Source organism: Burkholderia sp. BCC0097, from assembly GCF_902832985.1.
Classification (GTDB): Bacteria; Pseudomonadota; Gammaproteobacteria; order Burkholderiales; family Burkholderiaceae; genus Burkholderia; species Burkholderia orbicola.
This window is the reverse complement of the sequence record NZ_CADFDM010000004.1, coordinates 64961-87658: the sequence shown is the minus strand read 5'-3', so window position 1 is coordinate 87658 and position 22698 is coordinate 64961. Positions and strand designations below refer to the sequence as shown.

21 protein-coding genes and 1 pseudogene are annotated in these 22698 nt (G+C 67.1%); 15 read left to right on the top strand and 7 right to left on the bottom strand.

Annotated features, from left to right (window positions below):
• The first annotated feature begins 207 nt into the window (after nt 1–207).
• The 8 genes from HWX07_RS14205 (at nt 208) to HWX07_RS14170 (ending at nt 9030) form a co-directional block, all read left to right on the top strand.
• Nucleotides 208–1482: a sugar ABC transporter substrate-binding protein gene (locus HWX07_RS14205; RefSeq protein ID WP_175876630.1), complete on the top strand. Its 1275-nt coding sequence runs from the start codon at nt 208–210 to the stop codon at nt 1480–1482.
• Complete coding sequence (locus tag HWX07_RS14200; protein ID WP_226210441.1) at nt 1466–2425, top strand: sugar ABC transporter permease; 960 nt, start codon at nt 1466–1468, stop codon at nt 2423–2425. The genes HWX07_RS14205 and HWX07_RS14200 overlap by 17 nt, the downstream gene beginning before the upstream one ends.
• The gene (locus HWX07_RS14195) at nt 2413–3240 is read left to right on the top strand and encodes a carbohydrate ABC transporter permease (protein ID WP_023474891.1); all 828 of its coding nucleotides are present in this window, start codon (nt 2413–2415) and stop codon (nt 3238–3240) included. Before HWX07_RS14200 ends, HWX07_RS14195 begins: the two co-directional genes overlap by 13 nt.
• Before the next feature lie 10 nt (nt 3241–3250).
• The gene (locus HWX07_RS14190) at nt 3251–4285 is read left to right on the top strand and encodes an NAD(P)-dependent alcohol dehydrogenase (RefSeq protein WP_126368303.1); all 1035 of its coding nucleotides are present in this window, start codon (nt 3251–3253) and stop codon (nt 4283–4285) included.
• 3 nt (nt 4286–4288) lie between these two features.
• Nucleotides 4289–5482 (top strand): sn-glycerol-3-phosphate ABC transporter ATP-binding protein UgpC, encoded by a 1194-nt coding sequence (ugpC, locus tag HWX07_RS14185; RefSeq protein ID WP_175876629.1) that lies wholly within the window; start codon nt 4289–4291, stop codon nt 5480–5482.
• 29 nt (nt 5483–5511) lie between these two features.
• Entirely contained in the window at nt 5512–6453 is a 942-nt protein-coding gene (locus HWX07_RS14180; RefSeq protein ID WP_175876628.1) for an AraC family transcriptional regulator, read from the top strand.
• A complete protein-coding gene (xylB, locus tag HWX07_RS14175) occupies nt 6450–7916 on the top strand; it encodes a xylulokinase (protein ID WP_175876627.1) in 1467 nt (488 codons plus the stop codon). Before HWX07_RS14180 ends, xylB begins: the two co-directional genes overlap by 4 nt.
• Before the next feature lie 91 nt (nt 7917–8007).
• Nucleotides 8008–9030: a MerR family transcriptional regulator gene (locus HWX07_RS14170; RefSeq protein ID WP_175876626.1), complete on the top strand. Its 1023-nt coding sequence runs from the start codon at nt 8008–8010 to the stop codon at nt 9028–9030.
• 7 nt (nt 9031–9037) lie between these two features.
• Here HWX07_RS14170 and HWX07_RS14165 read toward each other — a convergent pair whose 3' ends face one another.
• Together HWX07_RS14165 and HWX07_RS14160 are read right to left on the bottom strand one after the other, a co-directional pair.
• Entirely contained in the window at nt 9038–9853 is an 816-nt protein-coding gene (locus HWX07_RS14165; protein WP_175876625.1) for an alpha/beta fold hydrolase, read from the bottom strand.
• A gap of 13 nt (nt 9854–9866) precedes the next feature.
• On the bottom strand, nt 9867–11159 hold the full coding sequence (locus tag HWX07_RS14160; protein ID WP_175876624.1) for an MASE1 domain-containing protein: 1293 nt from the start codon (nt 11157–11159) through the stop codon (nt 9867–9869).
• Nucleotides 11160–11464: 305 nt separating this feature from the next.
• Between HWX07_RS14160 and HWX07_RS14155 the strand changes: the two genes are divergently transcribed.
• On the top strand, nt 11465–12421 hold the full coding sequence (locus tag HWX07_RS14155; protein ID WP_023474899.1) for a hypothetical protein: 957 nt from the start codon (nt 11465–11467) through the stop codon (nt 12419–12421).
• Nucleotides 12422–12463: 42 nt separating this feature from the next.
• A pseudogene (locus HWX07_RS36955) lies at nt 12464–12580 on the top strand (GNAT family N-acetyltransferase); the annotation flags it as partial.
• A 40-nt stretch (nt 12581–12620) separates the two neighbouring features.
• Here HWX07_RS36955 and HWX07_RS14150 read toward each other — a convergent pair.
• On the bottom strand, nt 12621–13121 hold the full coding sequence (locus HWX07_RS14150; RefSeq protein WP_175876623.1) for a lipocalin-like domain-containing protein: 501 nt from the start codon (nt 13119–13121) through the stop codon (nt 12621–12623).
• 161 nt (nt 13122–13282) lie between these two features.
• On the opposite strand from HWX07_RS14150, the gene HWX07_RS14145 reads away from it, so the two are divergent.
• Nucleotides 13283–14161: a LysR substrate-binding domain-containing protein gene (locus HWX07_RS14145; protein ID WP_175876622.1), complete on the top strand. Its 879-nt coding sequence runs from the start codon at nt 13283–13285 to the stop codon at nt 14159–14161.
• Between the two features lie 148 nt (nt 14162–14309).
• Nucleotides 14310–14747: a GNAT family N-acetyltransferase gene (locus tag HWX07_RS14140; protein WP_175876621.1), complete on the top strand. Its 438-nt coding sequence runs from the start codon at nt 14310–14312 to the stop codon at nt 14745–14747.
• Between the two features lie 31 nt (nt 14748–14778).
• Here the strand turns inward: HWX07_RS14140 and HWX07_RS14135 are convergent, their stop codons facing one another.
• From HWX07_RS14135 to HWX07_RS14120, 4 genes are all read right to left on the bottom strand, one after another.
• Nucleotides 14779–15609: a peptidyl-prolyl cis-trans isomerase gene (locus HWX07_RS14135; protein WP_175876620.1), complete on the bottom strand. Its 831-nt coding sequence runs from the start codon at nt 15607–15609 to the stop codon at nt 14779–14781.
• 279 nt (nt 15610–15888) lie between these two features.
• On the bottom strand, nt 15889–17823 hold the full coding sequence (locus HWX07_RS14130) for an SMP-30/gluconolactonase/LRE family protein (RefSeq protein WP_175876619.1): 1935 nt from the start codon (nt 17821–17823) through the stop codon (nt 15889–15891).
• 257 nt (nt 17824–18080) lie between these two features.
• Nucleotides 18081–18281, bottom strand: a complete 201-nt coding sequence (locus HWX07_RS14125) for a hypothetical protein (protein WP_175876618.1) — start codon at nt 18279–18281, stop codon at nt 18081–18083.
• Nucleotides 18278–19576 carry a dicarboxylate/amino acid:cation symporter gene (locus HWX07_RS14120; RefSeq protein WP_175876617.1) on the bottom strand — a complete coding sequence of 433 codons (1299 nt, stop codon included), beginning with the start codon at nt 19574–19576 and terminating at the stop codon, nt 18278–18280. Before HWX07_RS14120 ends, HWX07_RS14125 begins: the two co-directional genes overlap by 4 nt.
• A gap of 519 nt (nt 19577–20095) precedes the next feature.
• Here HWX07_RS14120 and HWX07_RS14115 point away from each other — a divergent pair.
• From HWX07_RS14115 to HWX07_RS14105, 3 genes are read left to right on the top strand one after another with little or no spacing between them, the layout of a single operon-like run.
• Nucleotides 20096–21250 (top strand): glycosyltransferase, encoded by a 1155-nt coding sequence (locus HWX07_RS14115; RefSeq protein ID WP_175876616.1) that lies wholly within the window; start codon nt 20096–20098, stop codon nt 21248–21250.
• Nucleotides 21247–21807, top strand: coding sequence for a hypothetical protein (locus HWX07_RS14110; RefSeq protein WP_175876615.1), 561 nt, complete (start codon nt 21247–21249; stop codon nt 21805–21807). Before HWX07_RS14115 ends, HWX07_RS14110 begins: the two co-directional genes overlap by 4 nt.
• Before the next feature lie 24 nt (nt 21808–21831).
• Nucleotides 21832–22566, top strand: a complete 735-nt coding sequence (locus HWX07_RS14105; RefSeq protein ID WP_175876614.1) for a polysaccharide deacetylase family protein — start codon at nt 21832–21834, stop codon at nt 22564–22566.
• The last annotated feature ends 132 nt before the right edge of the window (nt 22567–22698 follow it).

Below are 22698 nucleotides of genomic sequence, written 5' to 3'. Positions count from 1 at the left end.
GCCGCAGCCGCATTCTCCCAGATGCACGGCGCGGGGAGAAAGGACCGCCACTGCCCCACCACCACATTTTGTGCATCGCACGACCCACCGTGAGCAAAAAGTATCGGCTCACGAATCCTTTTGATGTGGTGATCGCGTCGCCCGCGTCACACCATTGTTCCTGCCGTCATCGGCGGCATTCGAACAAGCAGAATCAAGGAGACACGGGTGAACAAGATGCGAATCGTCGCAGCCGGCGTGCTGCTCGGCGCCTGTCTGCCGGGCGTCACGGCCGCTCAAACCTGCAAGGTGCCGACCCTCCGCGTGCTCGCGCAGAAAAGCCTCGGCCTGTCGGTGATGGAGAAATCGCTGGCCGACTACGAGAAGAAGAGCGGCACGAAGGTCGAGATCAGCTATTTCGGCGAGAACGACCGCCGCGCCAAATCGCGGCTCGACGCGTCGACCGGCGCGGGTTCCTACCAGATCTACTACGTCGACGAGGCGAACGTCGCCGAATTCGCGTCGGCCAACTGGATCGTGCCGCTTCTCAAGTACTACCCGAAGGACTACGACTACGACGACTTCCTGCCCGGCCGCCGCGCGGTCGCGAGCTACAACGGCGTCGCATACTTCGCGCCGCTGATCGGCGGCGGAGACTTCCTGTTCTACCGCCGCGACCTGCTCGACGCCGCGCACATCCCGGTGCCGAAGACGCTCGACCAGCTCGTCGCCGCGATCAAGAAGCTCAACGCGCCGCCGAAACTGTACGGCTGGGTCGCGCGCGGCCAGCGCGGCTCGGGGATGAACGTGTGGCGCTGGTCGCCGTTCATGCTTGGCATGGGCGGCGCGTGGACCGACAAGAGCGGCCAGCCCGCGTTCAATTCGCCGGCCGCGGTGAAGGCCACGCAGCTTTACAGCGACCTGTTCAAGTACGCGCCGCCGGGCTCGGCGACCTACGACTGGAGCAATGCGCTCGAAGCGTTCCGCTCGGGCAAGGTCGCGTTCATGATCGAATCGACGCCGTTCGCGGACTGGATGGAAGACGCGAGCAAGTCGAGCGTGGCCGGCAAGGTCGGCTACACGCGGCCGCCCGCGCCGCTGCCGTCGGCCGCGTACGGCCACGGCTTCGCGATCTCGGCGGTCGGCGCGAAGGACGACTGCACGCGAATGGCCGCCGGCCGCTTCATCGCATGGGCGACCAGCAAGGACCAGGAGCAGGCACGGCTGCGCAATGGCGTGTTCAGCGACTACAACCGCTCGAGCACGATCGCCAGCCCGTACTTCAAGCAGCATGTCGCGCCGCAGATCCAGGCCGGGCTGAACGACACGAATCCCGTCACGCAGGTGACGATCTGGCGCACGCCGCAGTGGCCGGATATCGGCGACAACCTCGGCATCGCGCTCGAACAGGTGTTCACCGGCACGCAGACGGATATCCGCGGCACGCTCGACGACGCGGACCAGTACGCGAAGGACGCGCTCGAACATGGCGCTCGCAAATGACGGCACGGGCGGACGCGCGCTCGGCGTCCGCCCGGCTCCTTCCGCAACGTCGGCCCCGCGCGGCCGCGCACGCCGCGACCGCACCAGCCTGCCGTGGGTATTCCTCGCGCCGACGCTCGCGCTGCTCGCGGTCCTGAGCCTCGTCCCGACGATCGCCGCGGTCAACCTCGCGCTGCGCAACCGTGTGCTGCGCTACCCGGACAGCGAATACGTCGGCCTGCGCAACTTCGTCCGGCTCGCGTCGGACCGGCGTTTCCTGAACGCGATCGAGGTATCGGTGCTGTGGGAAGTCGTCACGGTCGCCGGCGCGGTGCTGGTCGGTATCGCACTCGCGGTGTTCCTGTTCGAGCGCGTGCACGGCCGCTGGCGCCGCTTGGCGTCGCTGGTGCTGATCATGCCGGTGCTGCTGCCGCGCGTGTCGGCCGCGTTCATCTGGAAGTTCATGTACGCGCCGCTCACCGGCATCCTGAGCTGGCTGCTCGGCACGCTCGGCGTCGAGCACACCGCGTTTCTCGCCGATCCGCATCTCGCGCTGTACGCGGTCGCGCTCGTCGACGTGTGGCAGTGGGGGCTGTTCTTCGCGGTCGTGATCCTGAAGCTGCTGGAAACGCTGCCGCCCGAGCCGCTCGAAGCCGCGCGGCTCGACTACGCGACGACGTGGCAGGTGCATGCGTACATCGCACTGCCGATGCTGAAGGCGCCGCTCGTGAGCCTCGTGTTCATCAAGATGGTCGAGTCGCTTCGCTCGTTCGACCTGATCTACGTGATGACGAAGGGCGGCCCCGGTATCGCGACCGAGACGCTCGATCTCTATGCGTACCAGCAGGGCATCGGCCTCGCCGGCAAGGTGTCGTATGCGTCGGCCATGGCCGTGCTGATGATGGTCGCGACCACGCTCGTCTTCACGCTCATCTGGAAGAGGGTCAACAAATGGGACGACTGATGGCCCGGCGCGGTGCCGCCAATGTTTCCACCGTCGCGATCGCCGGCGCGATCCTGCTCGTCGCTGCGTTCCCGCTGTTCTGGGCCGTGCTCAATTCGCTCAAGCACCTGCTCGACATCGTCACGCCGACGCCGCGCTTCTTCTTCACGCCGACGCTCGCGAACTACGAACAAGTGCTGTCGAGCCCCGAGGTGTTGATCGGGCTCGGCAACAGCATCGCGATCGTCGGCGCGGCCGTGCTGATCGGCGCGGTGCTCGGCGTGCCGGCCGCGTATGCGATCGCGCGCTACCCGATACGCGGCAAGCGCGACATCCAGTTCTTCCTGCTGTCGCTGCGCTTCCTGCCGCCGGTCGCGGTCGCGCTGCCGCTGATCGCGATCTGGGTCGATCTAGGGCTGTACGACACGAAGCTGTCGATGATCGTCACGTACCTGCTGGTCACGCTGTCGACCATCACGTGGCTGTCGATCCCGGTGTTCCGCCGGCTGCCGCGCGAGATCGAGGAAGCCGCCGCGCTCGACGGCTACGGCCCGTACGCGGTGTTCTGGCATATCGCGCTGCCGGTGTGCGCGAGCACGCTGCTCGGCGGCATCGTGTTCAGCTTCGTGCTGGTGTGGAACGAACTGATGATCGCGCTCGCCCTCACGTCGTCGCGCAGCGCGACGCTGCCGGTGGTCGCGTCCGCGTTCACGTCGCTCGGCCAGGAAGTGCCGTGGGGCGTGATCAACGCGTCGACGGTGCTGCTCGCGCTGCCGCCGCTCGTCTTCGTCGGCATGCTGAGCCGGCTGCTCAATTCGATGGTCAAGGGAAAATAAGGAGAACACGTTGAAAGCACTCGTCCTCGAACGCACGCGCGAACTCGCGCTGCGCGACATCGACCTGCCGCAACAGGTCGGCCCCGGCGACGTCCGGATCAAGGTGCATACGGTCGGCGTCTGCGGCAGCGACGTGCATTACTACGTTCACGGCGGCATCGGCCCGTTCCGCGTCGACGCGCCGATGGTGCTCGGCCATGAAGCATCCGGCACCGTCGTCGAGACGGGCGCCGACGTCACGCACCTGCGCGTCGGCGACCGCGTATGCATGGAGCCCGGCGTGCCGCGCCTCGATTCGCCCGCGACGCTGCGCGGCCTCTACAACCTCGATCCCGACGTGCGCTTCTGGGCGACGCCGCCCATCCACGGCTGCCTGACGCCGTTCGTCGTGCATCCGGCCGCGTTCACGTACCGGCTGCCCGACAACGTGTCGTTCGCCGAAGGCGCGATCGTCGAGCCGCTGTCGATCGGCCTGCAAGCCGCGAAGAAGGCGGCGATGAAGCCGGGCGACCTTGCCGTCGTGATCGGCGCCGGCACGATCGGCGCGATGACGGCGCTGGCCGCACTCGCCGGCGGCGCCGCGCGCGTGATCCTCGCCGACGTCGTGCCGGACAAGCTCGCGCTGTTCGCCGGCAACCCGGCCGTCACGACCGTCGACGTGCGTACGCGGCCGCTGGCCGACGCGGTGGCCGAGGCGTCCGGCGGCTGGGGCGCGGACGTCGTGTTCGAGGCGAGCGGCAGCGCGAACGCGTATGCGGGCCTCGTCGACCTGATGTGCCCGGGCGGCTGCGCGGTGCTGATCGGGATGCCGGTCGCGCCGGTGCCGCTCGACGTGGTCGCGCTGCAGGCGAAGGAAGGCCGCATCGAATCGGTGTTCCGCTACGCGAACATCTTTCCGCGCGCGCTTGCGCTGATCGCATCCGGCGCGATCGACGTGAAACCGTTCATCTCGCGCACGTTCCCGTTTTCCGAAGGCGTGCGCGCGTTCGAGGAAGCGGCGAGCGGGCACCCGCGCGACGTCAAGATTCAGATCGAAATGGATTGAGCCATGGCCCGAATCGTCTGCCACGCATTGTCGAAACACTACGACGGCGGCCCCGCCGTGCTGCATCCGCTCGACCTCGAGATCGCCGACGGCGAATTCATCGTGCTGCTCGGCCCGTCCGGCTGCGGCAAGTCGACGATGCTGCGGATGATCGCGGGCCTCGAGGCGATCACCGGCGGCGAGCTCGTGATCGGCGATGCGGTCGTCAACGACCTGCCGTCGCGCGAGCGCAATGTCGCGATGGTGTTCCAGAACTACGCGCTGTACCCGCACATGACGGTGTACGACAACATCGCGTTCGGCCTGCGGCGGCTGAAGGTGCCGGCCGACGAAATCGACCGCCGCGTGCGCGACGTCGCGCGCATCCTGAGCCTCGACGCGCTGCTCGACCGCCGCCCGCGCGCGATGTCGGGCGGCCAGCAGCAGCGCGCGGCGATCGCGCGCGCGATGATCAAGACGCCCGCCGTGTTCCTGTTCGACGAGCCGCTGTCGAACCTCGACGCGAAGCTGCGCACGCAGTTGCGCGCCGACATCAAGCGGCTGCACCGGCAACTGAAGACCACCACGCTGTACGTCACGCACGATCAGCTCGAAGCGATGACGCTCGCCGACCGCGTCGTGCTGATGCGCGGCGGCCACATCGAGCAGATCGGCACGCCGGCCGAGCTGTACGGCCAGCCGCACACGGTATTCGCGGCCGGGTTCGTCGGCACGCCCGCGATGAACTTCGCGGACGGGACGATCGAGCGCGTCGGCGCGAACGTGTGGGTCGACTGCAACGGCGCGCGCTGGCCGCTCGCGTCGCCGCGCTTCGCGCACCTGCACGACGGTCAGCAGGTCAAGGCGGCGATCCGCCCGAACCACCTGCGGCTCGTCGCCGAAGGCGATCCGACCCCGGGCGTGCTCACGCTGACCGGCACGGTCGAGCTCGTCGAGCTGCTCGGCGCCGAGGCCCTCGTCACGCTGGACTGGCGCGGCCAGCCGTGCGCGGCCCTCGTGCCGGCCCCGATGGCCCCGGCGCCCGGCGCCGTGGTAGCGTTTCGCTTCGACGAAGAAGCCCTGCATCTGTTCGACGCCGGCACCGAGCGCAACGTCACGCTGCCGGATGCGAACCCGATCGCGCACGCGGTGCCGCCGACGGCCGCGACGCGCGCCACGCCGCCCGCCGCGACGGGTTGGTCGATGTCCCGTCCTTAGCACGCCGGCACGCCCCGACGGAGCACACGATGAACCCGGATCTCGAGATCGTTCCCACTCACCGCGACGAATCGTTTCGCGCGTGGGTCCACGACTATCCGCATTCGGTCGCGAAGTGGCACTTTCATCCGGAGTACGAGATTCACCTGATCCAGGCGTCGCGCGGCAAGGTGTTCGTCGGCGACCACATCGGCGATTTCGGGCCCGGCAACCTGATCGTCACCGGGCCGAACCTGCCGCACAACTGGGTCAGCGAGCTCGCCGACGGCGAACGCGTGGCGTCGCGCGACGTCGTGCTGCAGTTCTCGCGCGATGCGATCGAGAAGATGGTCGGCGCGTTCAGCGAGCTGCAGCCGGTGATCGAGCTGATCGACGACGCGGCATGCGGCGTGCAGTTTCCCGACCGCGTGGGCGTCGAAGTCGCGCCGCTGATGCTCGAACTCGCGAACGCGCACGGCTGCCGGCGCGTCGAGATCCTGATGTCGCTGTTCGACCGGCTCTCGTCGTGCCGCGAGCGGCGCGTGCTCGCGGGGCCCGGCTACCGCAGCGACGCGCAGCACTACATGTCGTCGACCATCAACCAGGTGCTGTCGTACCTGCAGCAGAACCTGCCCGGCATGCTGCGCGAAGCCGACGTCGCCGCGTTCGCCGGCATGAGCGTCAGCACCTTCACGCGGTTTTTCCGGCGTCACACCGGCTCGTCGTTCGTGCGCTACCTGAACCGGCTGCGCATCAACGAGGCGTGCGAGCTGCTAATGTTTTCCGACCTGACGGTGACCGACATCTGTTACCGGGTTGGCTTCAACAACCTGTCGAACTTCAACCGTCAGTTTCTCGCGATGAAGCAGGTGCCGCCGTCGAAGTTCCGCGCGCTGCACCGGCTCAACGAACCGCACGGCCGCGACGACGCGCCGCCCGTGCGACGCGCGCCGCCGCCGTCGCGCACCCCACACAGGACGCTTCACACGTGACATTCCTCGGCATCGATCTCGGCACGTCCGAGGTCAAGGTTCTGCTCACCGATTCCGGATCGGTCCCCCTCGCGACCGGCGCGGCCACGCTGTCGATCAGCCGGCCGCATCCGCACTGGTCCGAACAAAGCCCGCAGGCGTGGTGGCACGCGATGCTCGACGCGATCGCGTCGGTGCGCGCCGCGCACCCGGCCGGCTTCGCCGCGCTGCGCGGCATCGCGCTGTCCGGGCAGATGCACGGCGCGACGCTGATCGACCGCGCGGACCAGGTGCTGCGCCCCGCGATCCTGTGGAACGACACGCGCGCCGGCACCGAATGCGTCGAGCTGGAAGCGCTGGTGCCGGAATCGCGCGCGATCACCGGCAACATGGCGATGCCCGGCTTCACCGCGCCGAAGCTGCTGTGGCTCGCGAAATACGAGCCGGCCGTGTTTCGCGCGGTGCACAAGGTGCTGCTGCCGAAGGACTACCTGATCTGGCGCCTGTCCGGCGAATTCGTGTCCGACATGTCCGACGCGTCGGGCACGCTGTGGCTCGACTGCGCGCGCCGCGACTGGTCCGACCGGATGCTTGCCGCCACAGAGCTGTCGCGCGCGCAAATGCCGCGCCTCGTCGAAGGCAACGCGCCCGCCGCGCAGCTGCGCGACGCGCTGCGGCGCGGATGGGGCATCGACGGGCCCGTGACGATCGCCGGCGGCGCCGGCGACAACGCGGCATCCGCGATCGGCATGGGCGTCACGGGTGCCGGCAGCGGCTTCCTGTCGCTCGGCACGTCGGGCGTGCTGTTCGCCGGCAACGACCGCTTCGCGCCGAACCCGGACGCCGCCGTGCACGCGTTCTGTCACTGCGTCGAAGGGCGCTGGCACCAGATGAGCGTGATCCTGTCGGCCGCCGCGAGCCTCGACTGGCTCGCGCGTGCGCACGGCACGACGCCCGCTGTGCTGGCGGCGCGCGCCGAACACGCCGATCCGGCCCGCGCGCCGCTGTTCCTGCCGTATCTCGGCGGCGAGCGCACGCCGCACAACGACGCGCATGCGCGCGGCGTGTTCTTCGGGCTGTCGAACGAACACGATGCCGACGATCTCGCGTATGCGGTGATGGAAGGCGTCGCGTTCGCGATGGCCGACGGCTACGACGCGCTGCGCGCGGCCGGCACGACGCTCGACGCGGTGTCGTTCATCGGCGGCGGCTCGAAGAGCGCGTTCTGGGCAGGGCTATGCGCGAATGCGACCGGGCTCTCGATGCAGCGCCATGCGGACGGCGCGGTCGGCGCGGCACTCGGCGCGGCGCGGCTCGCACGGCTCGCGGCGACGGACGATACGCTGGAGGAAGTCTGCATCGCGCCGCCCGTCACGGAGACGGTCGCGCCCGATGCCGCGTCGGTCGATCTGCTGGCGGGGCGGCTCGCACGCTACCGACGGTTGTATCGCGCGCTGCGGGACGAGTTCGCGGCCGCTGACTGAGCGGACTGAACGGCCGCGCGATCGCGCTTGACCCGACCCTTGGGATCGCCTTTATGCTGAGCGCAACGAATCGACAGCCAAGAGGTGACGAATGGGTACAGCCACACCGCGTTTGAACGCATCGGCCGCCGCCGCGCGGCTCGGCGTCTCGATCAAGGCGCTGCGGCTGTACGAGCGGCACGGCCTCGTCACGCCGGCGCGCACACCGGCCGGATACCGCGCGTATGGCCCCGATGACCTCGCGCGCGCCGCCGACATCGCGGCACTGCGCAAGCTCGGCCTCGGTCTTGCGCAGGTGGCAAACGTGCTCGACGGCGATGCGCGCGGTCTCGACGCAGCGCTGGCGACTCACGAAGCGGCGCTCGATCGCGGGATTCGGGATCTCGTCGGCAAGCTCGACCGTGTGCGCGCGATGCGCGCCGGCCTGGCACGGGGGCGGATGCCGACGGATGGAGAACTCACGCGGCTCGTCGACACCGGTAGTGCCGGCGTCGCATTCAGCCTGCCGTGGCCGTGGGGCGGCGAATGGTTCGAGTGTCGCGATATCCGGCCGTTGAACTACATCATCGGTTCGCTGGGGAGCGGCAAGACGCGGCTCGCGCTTCGGCTGGCCGAAGCGCTGCCCGGCGCGGTGTTCGTCGGCCTCGATCGGCTGGACGACGATTGTGCCGCGGCATCCGACGCAGTGCACGCCGATCCGGAATTGAAGTCGCGCGTCGATCGCGCGTCGACGTTGCTCGCCGCCAAAGGCGCGACGCCGTCGCCAGCGCTGACGGCACTCCTCGTCAGCCTCGAAGCGCAAGGCCCGCGCGTGCGGGTCGTCGACATGATCGAACAGGGCCTCGACCGGCCCACGCAGTTGGCATTGATCGCGCATCTGCGCGAAGGCGCGGCCGCCGGCATGCGGCCGCTGTTCCTGCTGACGCGCTCGTCGGCCATCCTCGATCTGGCGGCGGTGGGCCCCGACGAAACCATCCTGCTGTGCCCGGCCAATCACAGCCCGCCTGCGCGCGTGGCGCCTTACCCCGGCGCGCCGGGGTATGAAGCCGTGGCCACGTGCCTGGCGGCGCCGGAAGTCCGCGAGCGGATCGCGCGGTGGCCGATGACGGCGTGAGCCGTCGTCACGGCGCCGGCCACCCCATCCGCCGCGCCATCGCCGGGCTCACCGCATGCACGGGATCGAAGCCGAAGAATTCGAGCACGTGCCGCGCGACGTCGTCACGATCGTTGTCCGCGCAGATCATGTGATAGCTGTTCTCCAGCACGATGCCGCGCGCATCTGGCAGCTTCTCCAGCAGGAAATCGGCCGAGCGCAGGCTCGTCAGCTCGTCCTCGCGCGCATGCAGCACGAGCGTCGGGCACGGCGTGCCGGGCGCGGCATCGCGCACCCAGTCGCGCATCCGGTCCACCTGCCGCACGCACGCGAGCGGCACCCACGCATAGTGGAAACTGTCCTGCCGCTCGAACTTCTTCTTCACGATCGCGCGGATCGTCGCGTTCTTGATGCCGAACGGATCGCCCTCCTCCACCCGCATTCGTTCGGCCACACCCGGCACGCGGTACAGCACGTGCCGCAGCGACCGGTACCACGGCGTCGACCAGCCGTCGATGAATACCGGCGCGGCCAGCAACGCGAGCCGGCCGCGTGCATGCTGCACGCGATGGCACAGCAGCAGCGCGACGAGCGCGCCCATGCACATCCCCGCGACGTGCAACGTGTCGTACTCGCGTTCCAGCGCGCGGTACTGCGCGGTCACCGCGTCGAGCCACGCCTCCGCGCGCACGCCGACCAGATCCTCCGGGCGCGTGCCGTGCCCCGGCAGCGTGATCATGTGCGGCTCGGCGCCCGCGCGCCGCATCGCCTTGTGCAGCGAACCGAGATCGTATTGCGTGCCGCCGAGCCCGTGGATCAGCAGCACGCCCGTGCGGCCCGTCATGACGCGCGCCCGCTCATTCGTCCGCCGGCCACACGCGTTCGATCTGCCACACGCCCGCCACCACCGTCACGTCGACGTTCGAGTCGAGCAACGGCGCGCCGTGGTCGGTGATCGTCCGCGTGCCGCCGTCGCGCAGCACGATGCGCAGCGACAGCGACGCGCGGTCCTCGCCCGCGATCTCCGCATTCCAGTAGTCGCGCAGCGCGTCGCGGTCGCCCGGCTGCACGCGTTCGAGCACGAGCGGCACGCTCGCGATCTGCGCGGCGTCGACGCCGACGCCGAACACGCGCTCGACGTCGCCGCTCCATTCGATCCGGCCCGACTCGGGATCGAGCACGTACGCGATCTGGCCGGCGCTCGCGAGCGCGAGCTCCATGTTGTTCTGCAGGACGGCCGCATGCTCGTGCACGCGCTCGCGCGTGGTCTTCAGCGTGCTCACCGTCAGCACCAGCAGCGACGCGACCGCCAGATAGAGCTGCGCTTCGAGCAGCGCACTACCGTAATGCTCGTGGAGCGACGCGAACGGGCCGTCGCCCTGCGCGGTCTGCTCGATCACGATCAGCGCGAGCACCAGCACCGACGACGAGCCCGCACGGCCGCCGAGCAGCAGCGTCACCGCGACCGTCAGGAACAGCGGCACATAGGTGAGCGCGAAGCCGGCGCCCGTGCCGAATTTCCGCGACGTATCGCCGTCGAAGATCACGAGCGCGACGACCGCGAGCAACGCGAACGCGACGATGCCGAGCACCAGGTCGAAGCGCTCGTGGTCGCCCGAGCGGTGCGCGCGAAAGCGCGACCACGACGCGAGCACCGGCGTGACCAGCAGCACGCCGACGAAATCGGACGCGGCCCACACCGACCACACGTCGAAGAACGGCGCGCCCTTGAGCGTCGTGTACCACGCGGCGCCGCCGATCGCGCCGACGACGCCCGCGATCATCCCGGCGAGGATCACCGAGCGCAGGAAGTACAGCCCTTCGAGCGAAAAACGCACGCGCTGCACGAGCCAGACCGCGAGCGCGGCCGCGCCGACCTCGTCGACCGTGAACAGCACCGCGTTGACGAGGCTGCCGTGCTCGATCGCGGTCAGCGCGAGCTGCCCGACGAGGAATGCGCCGGCTAGCGCCAGCCATTCGCGCATCGGCCGCAGCATGAACGCGCCGACCGTCACGCCGGCCGGCAGCCAGATGTAGCCCGTCAGCCGGACAGGGCCGTTGAATTCGTGCGAGATGTAGCCGGTCGCGAGATACAACGCCGCCCAGAGCAGCGCGGCGACGAGCCCCGGCCGCGATCGTTTGGTGTCCATCGAGAATCCCTGTGTATTGCGCCGTGCGTGCGAGCGATGTGCGCATGATAGGCGGGCGGGTGGAACGGCGGAATACCGGAAGGCGATAGGCCGTTCGGGGCGCCGGCGCGCCCCCGCAAGCTGGCGGTTGTGACCGGGAAAGTATCGGAAAAGTTCGCTGCTTGCCGGGCGCTATCGGGACATGTCTGCAAACCGTCTTGTCCTGATGGCCAAAATCGCCTGCGGCCGATCATTCGGCCCCACGATGAAAGGTATCCGAAAGCATTCGCTTCGGGTATCGTCCAGCTCTCTTGCCACCACTCGACATGACCGCACACGATGAAAACAGTACCGGCCCGGCCGATATCGGCCCCTTCGACACCATGAGCCGATTTCGCATCACGTACGACGGGCCCACGCTCGATTCGTCCGAGATGGACGTACGCGAACTCGCGCCCGCGCTGCTGGCATTCGGCGATTTGCTCGACGCGTCGACGCGCGCACTGTGCGGCGCTCAGGTCCGGCCGCAGGTGAACGTGCGCGGCAGCTTCAAGACCGGCAGCTTCGGCATCGACTTCACGCTCGCGACCTCGCTGCTCGGCCGCATGCGCGACATGCTGAGCGGCAGCGAAGGCACGGCGCTCGCCAATGCGGTGACGATCCTGACCGCGCTCGGCATCGCCGCGCCCAGGGCGAGGAAGGGGCTTTTCGCCGTCCTCAAATGGCTGCGTGGGCGCGAGATCACGCACGTGCGGATGCAGAACAACACCGCGGTGCTGGACGTCGACGGCGACGAACTGGAAATCGACCTGCCCGTCCTCACGCTGCTGAGTGACGTCCGCGTTCGCCAAGCCATCGCGCAAGTGCTTGCGCCGCTCGCTCGCGAAGGCATCGAGATTTTCGCTGCCGGCACCGATACCGAGGTATACGAGACGGTCGCCCACAACGAGATCGCATGGTTTCACGCGCCGGAGCCAACCGATTCGCTCCTGCTCGACGAGCATCGCAAGATGGCATTCTCGATCGTGTCGCTCGCGTTCAAGGACGACAACAAGTGGCGTCTGTACGACGGCACGTCGACGATTCACGCGACGATCACCGATGCCGGCTTCTTGTCGCGCGTGAACAACAGCCAGATCAGTTTCAGCAAGGGAGACGTGCTCTTGTGCAATGTCCGTATGCAGCAGTGGCAAACTTCGGACGGGGCGAAAACCGAATACGAGGTCACGGATGTCCTTGAACATCGCCCGGCCGGCCTGCAAATTCGGTTGCCGGGCATGTGATCCGCACCGAAGCGTCGCGCCCGACGCAACCTCTCATCACTGATGAAACCCGCGATCCATCTGCGTGCTGCGTCTCAGGAAGATCTCCCGTTCCTGCTGACGCTCCGTCGACTCACGATGACCGAGCATCTGCAGCGCGTCGGCGCGCCGACCGACGACGCGCCGGCCGTTCGCGATCGGCTTCGGGTCTGCGCCCGTCTCAATCGACGCGCCGCCACACTGAAATCGGTATATCGCCGTTGGGGCGCGGCGGAACGCGGTAGCTCAGTTCGCCGCCTTTCAGTTGATAGCTGCGCATTTGCGTCTGCCCGACCCAGTTCGGATAGGACGCGTCGACGATGTGAAACGCCAGCTTGTGCCGCGCGGGATCGACCGTCAGCGTGCCGTAATGGGTGCTGGACCCGAGCACGGCCGCACGGAATTCATCCGGCGTCCCGGTCGCCTTGTCGTTCGACATGAAACGCGGGCGTTCGGACTTGAAGATCTGCAGCGAATAATTCCCGTGCATGTCGATCAGCAGCAGGCCCTTCGGATCGGCGCCGAAGTCGCGGCCGATCGTGCCATCGGGATGCTGAACGTCCGCCGCGACCAGGGTCCATGTCCCCGCGAGCGACGGTTCAGCCGATGCGCTGCCGGGAACCATCGATGCGGCCAGCAGCATGCCGGGGAAGCCTTGACGGAACATCGCGCCCATTTTCATTCGGAGTCCTTGTCAGAAAGAGGAAAAGAGACGTCACGAAAATCCGCGGTCGCCTACGCGCGCATCCCCGTGAACCGCTACGAACGGTTCACTTGATGGTAGCGGCACAAATGTGCAATAAATACGATAATTTGAAACCGATTTATAAGAAAAACTGAATCATGACACGCCCGAATCTCGACATGGATGCGCTGCGCACGCTGCTCGCCGCTGATCGGCTCGGCAGCCTCAATCGCGCCGCCGACACGATCGGCCGATCGCAATCGGCGGTCAGCCAGCAGATGCGCAAGCTCGAAACCCAGATCGGCCAGCCGCTGTTCCGCCGACAGGGGCGCGGCCTCGTGCCGACCGATGCCGGCGAACTGATGCTGTCCTATGCGCGCCGTATCCTCGAACTGAACGACGAGGCGGTGAGTGCGATCCGCGGCTCGGCCATCGAAGGCGCCGTGCGATTCGGGTTGCCGGGCGACTTCGCCGAATCATGGCTGCCCGTCGCGCTCGGCCAGTTCAAGCGCACGCATCCGGGCGTGCGGGTCGACATCGTCGTCGACGGCAATGGTGCGCTGCTGGAGCAGCTCGACGGCGGCGGGCTCGACCTCGTTCTCGCGATGGGGCGCGGCCATCGCGCCGACGCCGAACACCTGGCCATGCTGCCGATGGCGTGGATCGGACCGTCCGGTTTCGACGTGCGTCCGCGCGCCGGTGCCTCGCTCGATCTCGCGTTGTACAAGCCACCGTGCCTGTTCCGCAAGGCCGGGACCGATGCGCTCGACAAGGCGGGCATCCCGTGGCGGGTCGCTTATACGACCGGCAGCCTGCAAAGCCTGTGGGCCGGCGTCGCGGGCGGGCTGGGCATTACGCCGAGAACGACGGTCGGCGTACCGCCGACGCTGCGCCTGCTGGGCGAGCGCGACGGCCTCCCGCCGTTACCGTCCGTCGAGGTATGCCTCCACGGTGCCGGCGGCAATGCGCCCTCCGCACTCGCCAGCCTGAAACGCGTCGTGATCGACAACCTGACCGCCAATCTTGGCGACGCGTAATCGACATCCGGCCCACCCATCGGGCAGGACGATCAAGCCTGCGCCACAGGATCGATACCATGCCCTTTGACCGGCGTCACGCGATCGGGAATCGTGGGCTGCGGGTTCGACCTTCCCTGCAACGTTTCCGAACGAACGAGTCCGCACCATGACACACGCGATCAGCCTGCGCCCCGCATCCGCGGCCGATCTCCCTTTCCTGCTGACGCTCCGTCGACTCACGATGACCGAGCATCTGCAGCGCGTCTGCGCGCCGACCGACGATGAAGCGCACGACCGCCGCATCCGCGCGAACTTCGACGACGCGATGATCGTCTGTGAAGGCGCCGATGCCATTGGCCTGCTGAAGGTGACGCGCGCCGCCAGCGAATGGCACGTCCATCAGATCCAGATTCTCCCCGCGCGCCAGGGCCACGGAATCGGCGAAGCCGTGCTGCACGCATTGCTGACCGACGCGGCGCACGCGCGCGTGCCCGTGTCGCTCAGCGTGCTGCACGGCAACCCGGCGCGGCGGCTCTACGAACGGCTCGGCTTTCGCGTCGCGTCGGAAACCGACACGAGCGCGAGCATGGTCTGGCACGCTTGACGCGCGTCATGTCGACGCCATCGCATGGCCCTTACTGCGTGATCTTCGCGTCCTTCAGCAGATTGCCGATCATCTGCGCGCTCGCCTTCTCGGCCGCGATCGCCTGCAACTGCTGCTGAAGCGTCGGTTTCGCGGTTTCGAAACCCGGCACCTGCGTCGGTCGCTTCGCATCCAGCTTCACGATCGCCCGCACGCCATCGACCGGAATCGAATCCTTCGTCGTCGCGCCGACCGTCAGCTTCTCGAGCGCCTGCGCAACGGGCAGCGGCAGCCCGGCCGTCTTGCCTTCCGCCGCCGGCGTGTTGAAGCTCACCCACGGCAGCTCGCCGCCGGTATCGCGGCTCGGCGCCAGGCTGTACTGGCGTGCCAGCCCGTCGAACGACTTGCCCGCCTTCAGCTCGCTCAGCACGGTCGCCGCCGCGACCGGATCCTTGACAACGATCACGCGCGGCTTGTATTCGTTCTTGCCGAGCGCGGCGACCAGTTCGTCGTAGCGCGCCTTGACCTGCTCGTCGGTCACCGGCTCCGGCTTCACGTGGTCGCGCAGGTACAGTTGCACCTCGGCCGTCACCTTCGCCTGCTGCATCGCCGCCTTGACCTCGGGCTTGTCCGCGTAGTTCGCCTTCTCGGCCGCCTGCTGAACCAGCACGCGCGTGATCAGCTGGTTCTTGATCGCCTGGCGGATCTGCGGCGAATCGGGCTGCCCGGACGCGCGCAGCAGCGTATCGACGTCGGTCTGCGTGATCGGCGTGCCGTTGACCGTCGCGACCGTCTCCGCCGTCTGCGCATGGACAGGGCCGCTCAGTGCGCCGGCCAGCGCGACGATCGTCAACAGGCAGTTCGGGGTGTTTTTCATCTTCATCGGGTTGTCGGTTCGAGCGTAAGGAACGCGGCATGAGGCAGCCGCGTCCGTTCATCGTGCACGCCCGCAAGACGTCTGCGGGAGCCGCAGCCATTGTGCACGGAACCGCATTTCCACGTCGGGAGGTTGGGAAAGCGGGCACGACGCGGCGCCGCGCGCATTGTGCCCGCCGTTCATTGCATGCGCGTTGCGCAACAATCCCGCGAAAACGCTTCGATTCCTTCGTGGCTTCGCACGCGAGCACGCGCCGCTGCCCGAAGCGGTCGAACGCTCAAACCGTCAGGGCGTCCACCGGTACACGGTGATGCTGTTCCCCTTCACGTTGTTCTTCATCACCACGTACTCGCCGTTCGACCGGCGGTACGCGCGGATGCTGTACATCGCATCGATCGCGCTGCTGGTGTCGACGGTCGCGGGGCTCGCATTGACCAGCGTCGTGTCGAGATTGCCGGTGGTGAGGTTGAACGCGTCGACGTTCGGCCACAGCGGCCCGCTGCTGCTGAACCAGTAGCCGACGAACAGATGGTTGCCCGCCGCGTCGATCGATTTCGCGCCGCTGTGCGGCAGCGTGATCACCGGGTCCGGCTTCGTCGTGTTGCCCGCGCGCCAGCCGTGATACACCTCGATGCGCGTGCCGATCGACGTCCAGTCGTTGCTGCCGACCGCGCCCTGCGCGAGCACCATCGTGTCGCTGTCCGCGAGATAGACGATGCGCGTCAGCGGCACGATGCTGGCCGGAATGCGGGTCGCGACACCCGGCCCCCACGACGGCTTGCCGTTTGCGTCGAAGCCGGCCAGCGGGTAATGCGTGATCGCGCCGGTCTTGTCGAGCCCGGCCCATACGCCGCCCTGGCTGTCGAGGCTGAAGCCGCCCGTCACGCGCTGCGTCGTGTTGAAGGCGGGGCCGGGAATCGAGCCGTCCGGAATCGCGATGTAACCGTTCGCCGCGTTGAAGTGATAGAAGTAGAAGACCGGCGGGTTCTGGCCGCCCGCGACGAGAATCCGGTTCGCGCCGACCGACGTGAGCAGCCCGAAGTGTTCGTCGCGCTGCGTATCGTTCATGTTGATGCGCGGGTCCGACGGATACGTGAACGGATCGACGGTGTTCGCGACGAACTTGCCGCCCGCGCTGCCGCTGTAGATATGCGTGGCGCCGTAGAACAGCGCGCCGTCCGTGACCGGGTCCGGCGCGGCGATGCCTTCGAAGTTCAGCGACTGCAGCGTCCAGCGCAGATTGCCGTTGCTGCCGTACGCATGAATGTCGGTCGCGCCGTTGCGGCCGAGATCCCAGCTGCCGCCCCACGGGTTGTTGAGCACATAGAGGTTGCCGCCGGTGTCCTTGCCGATTCCGACGATGCGCGTGAAGCGTTGCGGGCCGACCTGCCCCTTGATGCCCGTCGTCGTGTCGAGATAGCCGCCGCGCACGCCGAACGTGCCGGCCAGCACGGGGCGGCCCGAGATCGAATAGCGCTTGATGTTCTGGTCGGGCCCTTCGTCGCCCACCAGCAATTGTCCGGCCGCCGCATCGACATACAGCGCCGACGGATGCGAGCCCGCCGGCATCCGGATCGTTTCGAGCAGCGCGCCGGTCGGGCTGAAGCCGACGATCGAGCCGGCGCTTTTCTGCGCGACCCACACGTTGCCCTCACCGTCCACCGCGAGTGCACCCGGCGCCGACACGGTGATATCCCGCTGCCACACGCCATCGGTCGTGAACACGCGCACGCGATTGCCGTAGAAGTCGCTCGCATAGAGCAGCGAGCCGGCCGTCGCGAGCCCGGTGACGACGTCGATGCGCGGCTGGTTGGTCGCCGCGCTGATCTGGATCACGAGGTCGCGATATTTCGTCGCGCGGTTGTAGCGCCCCACCGCGCCGCTGCCGTACGTCTTGCCGGGCTGCAGCGCGACGAACAGCGACGTCGCGTTGCCCGTGATCGCGCTGCCCTGGAATTCCGCGTGCGCGCCGATCGAGCCGATGCTCTTGCCGTTCTGGTAGATCGCGACGCCGCCTTCATCCTCGTCCCACATCGACGCCGTGTAGATCACGCCTTCGGGTGCGACCCACATCGCGCGTGCGACGTTGCCGACGTGCGCGGCGAGCGTGCCGTACGTGTTCGCGATCCAGTCGGTAGTGTTGGCTGCGGGAGCAGCGGGCGCAAATGCGGCGATCGCCGCGGCAACGAGCGCGGCGTGGATGCGTTTTCTGGCGACCATGACGGATGCTCTCCTGAACAGGGTAGTCATTCACATGAGGGATCGGCCGGCCAGATGGCTTGAAGCCCGCGAGATGTAAATTCTTCCCCGAATCATCCGGCGCAGTCGGTATGACATACGGCATGCCTTCGATAATGCGCAGGGCGAGAATAGCGTTATATAAATCGAAAAAAATTGCGAATCGCCCCATGCTTGCGGCGAACGCCGCCGCGCGTCAGTGAATGGTCACTTACGCGCCGGATCGGGAATCGGGAAAATCAGGCGAGCGCCTGCCGGAATATCGCCACCGATTCGACGTCGATCAATTGAAACGGCGAATGCCATTTCGGAAACATCGGGAAAAGCCACTGCCCGAAAACACATCGCCGGCCTGAATCCGTATCGAATCCGGGCCGGCGAATGTCATTTGCCGCGGGTTGGGCAACGCGGCGTTGCGCCGCCGCGTTGCGCTGCATCATGCCGACGTTTCCCGCACCTTCACCTCGGCCACGCGCGCACCGTCCGAATCGTCGTCGTCGCGCGGCGCGCCGAGCTGCCCTTCCCACTTCGCGACCACGGCCGCGGCGATCGAGTTGCCGACCGCGTTGGTGGCCGAGCGCCCCATGTCGAGGAACATGTCGACGCCCATGATCAGCAGCAACCCGGCTTCGGGCAGGTTGAACTGGTTGAGCGTCGCCGCGATCACGACCAGCGACGCGCGCGGCACGCCGGCCATCCCCTTCGACGTCACCATCAGCATCAGCAGCATCGTGATCTGCGTGCCGAGCGGCAGATGGATGCCGTACACCTGCGCGATGAACAGCACCGCGAACGTGCAGTACATCATCGAGCCGTCGAGGTTGAACGAATAGCCGATCGGCAGCACGAAGCTCGAGATCTTGCGGTTCACGCCGAAGCGGTCGAGCGCGTCCAGCAGCTTCGGATACGCGGCCTCGGAGCTCGCCGTCGCGAACGACAGCAGGAACGGCTCGCGGATCAGCCGGATCAGCGTGAACGCGCGCTTGCCGAGGAACGTCACGCCGGCGAGCGTCAGCACGGCCCACAGCAGCGCCAGCGCCAGATAGAAGCTCGCCATGAACTTCGCGAACGTGAGCAGGATGCCGAGGCCTTCGGTCGTGATCGTCGACGCCAGCGCCGCGAACACCGCTACCGGCGCGAACCCCATCACCGCGCCCGTGACCTTCAGCATCACCTGCGCGAGATCGTCGATCACGCCGGTCAGGCGCTTGCCCGATTCGCCGAGCGCGGACAGCGCGGTACCGAAGAAGATCGAGAACACGACGATCTGCAGGATTTCGTTGTTCGCCATCGCCTCGGCGATCGACTTCGGCACCAGGTGCACCACGAAATCCTTCAGCGTGAACGCGCCCGTCTTCAGGTTGAGCGCCGCATCGGACGGCGGCAGCGGCAGGCTCAGGTGGCTGCCCGGCTGCAGGAGCGTCGCGGTCAGCAGACCGAGCAGCAGCGACGTGAACGACGCGATGAAGAACCAGCCGAACGCCTTGACGCCCACGCGGCCCACCGCGCCGCCGTCGCCCATCTGCGCGATGCCGACGGTCAGCGTCGCGAACACCAGCGGCGCGATGATCATCTTGATCAGGCGCAGGAATACATCGGACAGCAACGATACGTAACCGGCGACTTCCTTCGCCATCTTCGGGTCGGGAAACGCGCTATGACAGGCGTAACCCACGGCGATACCAAGCATCATCGCGACAACGATGTACTTGGTAATGTTGTGCTTCTTCTTCATTAGTGATCCAAATTACAAGGCGTATGTTGCTGACGGCGGGTCGATCATTCGCGTCCGGCTGCGAATCGAAACCTGTGTCTCCATGCGGGTACCTGTCCGCGTCGGGCGGCCGCCAGGGCGGACAAGGGGGGGCATTCTAACGCAAATGGTGCACCGGCTTTCAAATCTGAAAGCCCCGCGAGTTGATTTGCGTCCTGATGTCGTCGGGAAACGCTCTGTGTCGCGGCTCGGCGCCGCTTCGATCCCGGGTGAGGTCCCGCGAAAGGTCACCACTCACGGTGGCGACACGATCCAGCGATCGCGACACATTCTCACAAAGATGCGCAGACCTCGACACTACGGCACGTAAACGATCTGTAATATTTGGAAATGATTCGCGTTGCCGCCGACGCCTGGCGGCAACACGCAATCTCGAGCCGGAAACGCGGCACCGCGTTCACGTCATTGCTCCATCTGGTCGACTCCGTCATTTCATCAGTATTCCTTTGAAATGAAGCATCGAGAAACAGCGGCATCGTGATGAACATTCTGTACACCAACTTCCACGGCGATTACGGCGGCGGCCAGGACACCTATGTCCGCGATCTCGCCGTCGCGATGAGCCGCCGTCACCGCGTGACCGTGGCGTCGCCGGAAGGCAGCCGCCTGTCGCGACTGCTGAAGGACAGTCCCGGCGTGGCGATCTTCGACATGGAATTCAAGCCGCGCTGGAACCGGCTGTGCCGGGAGATTCTCCGGCTGCGCCAGCGGATCGCCGCCGAGCGCTTCGACGTGATCCACGTGAACGGGTCCGCCGATCACCGGCAGGTGATGCTGGCGCTGCTCGGCTGCCGGTATCGGCCGGCGGTCGTGCTGACCAAGCACAACACCTATCGCGCCGACAGCTTGGGCAACCTGCTGCGTGCCCGGCTGGCCACCGACCACACGATCGCGGTCAGCGACTACGTCGCCAGCATGCTCGCGCTGCGCTCGCCGTACGGCAACGTCACGGTGGTCAAGCACGGCGTGCGCCGGCCCGCTGCCGAACGACTCGCGGCCGACGAGATCTGCCGCCGCAAGATCGCGCTGTTCGGCACGGCCGGCGCGGATGCGATCGTGCTGGGCAGCAGCGCCGGCACCGCGCCCGAAAAAGGCTGGATGGACCTGATCGCCGCGCTCGGCCGCCTGCCCGAAGCCGAGCGCGAGCGGTTTCGCGTGCTGCTGGTCGGCGCGGAGCCGTCCGGCGAGCAGCGCGCGCAACTCGCGCGGCACGGCATGGCGTCGCGCACCGCGTTCACCGGGCGCCTCGACGATGTGCGGGCGCCGTTCTCGATCATCGACGTGTCGTTCGTGCTGTCGTACCACGAGAGCCTGTCGTATGCGTGCCGCGAAGCGATGTCGCTCGGCTGCCCCGCGATCGTGACGCGCGTGGGCGGGTTGCCCGAGAACGTCGAACCGGGCGTGGACGGCTGGGTCGTCCCGCCGCGCGAGCCGGCGGCGATCGAAGCGATCCTGCGCGCGATCGTGCAGGAGCCCGGCTGCGTCCGGGCGATGGGGCGCAGCGCACGGCTGAAAGGCAAGCGCGAATTCTCGTTCGACGCGTTCGTCGACGCGACCTTGTCCGTCTATCACACATCGATTCGACACAACCCGTACCGCTGGGTGACCTCCTTGAGATCCACGAAATGCCAATGAATATCTGGAAGAAGTACTGGGACCTGCGCACGCAGGAATGTCCGTGCGACGTGCACTTCGTCGAATGGCTGGAATCCGTGCGCCTCAAGGGCATCCGCATCTATCATTTCGGTACCGGCGGGCATCACCATGTCGGCGTCGAATGCGCGCGGCCGCATCTGAACAACACCGTCTTCGGCGTGACGGCATCGCCGAAGGAATACAAGTCGTACGTCGATCTCGTCACGCGGCAGCCCGAGGTGAGCAAGACCTACCTTGCCTATTTCGGCGACATCTATACGAGCAATTCGAACCTGCTGCCGACGTTCGACGCCGTCACGCTGTTTCATCTGTGCGAGTTCCGCGACGAAGCGAACAGCCGCTACGGCGCGAAGACGGACGAAGCGGTGCTCGACCTGTTCGCGCGTCATACCGCGCCGAACGGCCACCTGCTGTTCTACAAGGGCTCGGCGGCCTACCGGAAGGCCGAGCCGATCATCGCGCAATGGGCCGCTCGTGCCGATTTCGCGGAGGTCGGCGACTTCAAGACCCTGCGGATTTTCCGCAAGGCCGCGTAATTCCGCTTTCCTGCGATCCGCCCGATGCTTGCGCGCACGCCACGCTATCCGATCCTGATGTATCACCAGATCCGCCCGCTGCCGCCGCCGACCGACCGGCTGCGCAGCCTGAGCGTCGCCCCCGACGCGTTCCGCCGCCAGATGACGCTGTTCCGGCAACTCGGCTACCGCGGCCTGAGCGTGCGCGAACTGCAGCCGTACCTGCGCGGCGAGCGGCAGGGCAAGGTCTTCGGTATTTCGTTCGACGACGGCTTTCTCAACGTGCTGACGCATGCGATGCCCGTGCTGGATGCGCTCGGATTCACCGCGACCTGCTACTTCGTCGCCGGCCGGTTCGGCGGCGCGAACGACTGGGACGCGGGCGCGCCGACCACGCGCTCGCCGCTGATGACCTGCGAGGACATGCTCGCGTGGCGCGATCACGGCCATGAAATCGGCTCGCATACGCTCGATCACGTTGCGCTGTCGTATGTGCCGGTGCCTGTTTCGGCCTTTCAGCTTACCGAATCGAAGCGGCAACTCGAAATGCTGAGCGGGCAATGCGTCGAATCGTTCTGCTATCCGTACGGTGATCTCGACGCGCGCGTGCGCGATCAGGTCATCGCTGCCGGTTACGGCAACGCGACGACGACCCGGCGCGGATGCGCCGGTGCGGCCGACGATCCGTTTCTGTTGCCGCGGATTCCGGTGGCGGGCGGGGTCGGGGCCGTGAGGCTGTGGTTCAAGTGCATGAAGGGGCGAATGGCGGGGTGCCAATAAGCGCTTGGGCAGACCGACTGGAGCGGCCGGTATCACCCCGATCCAATCCCCATCTCCTTCGGTGACTCAATTTCCGACCGATTGCAGATCAATGACAAGTATCTTGATGGATTGCCGGCCCTGCTCGAGGCA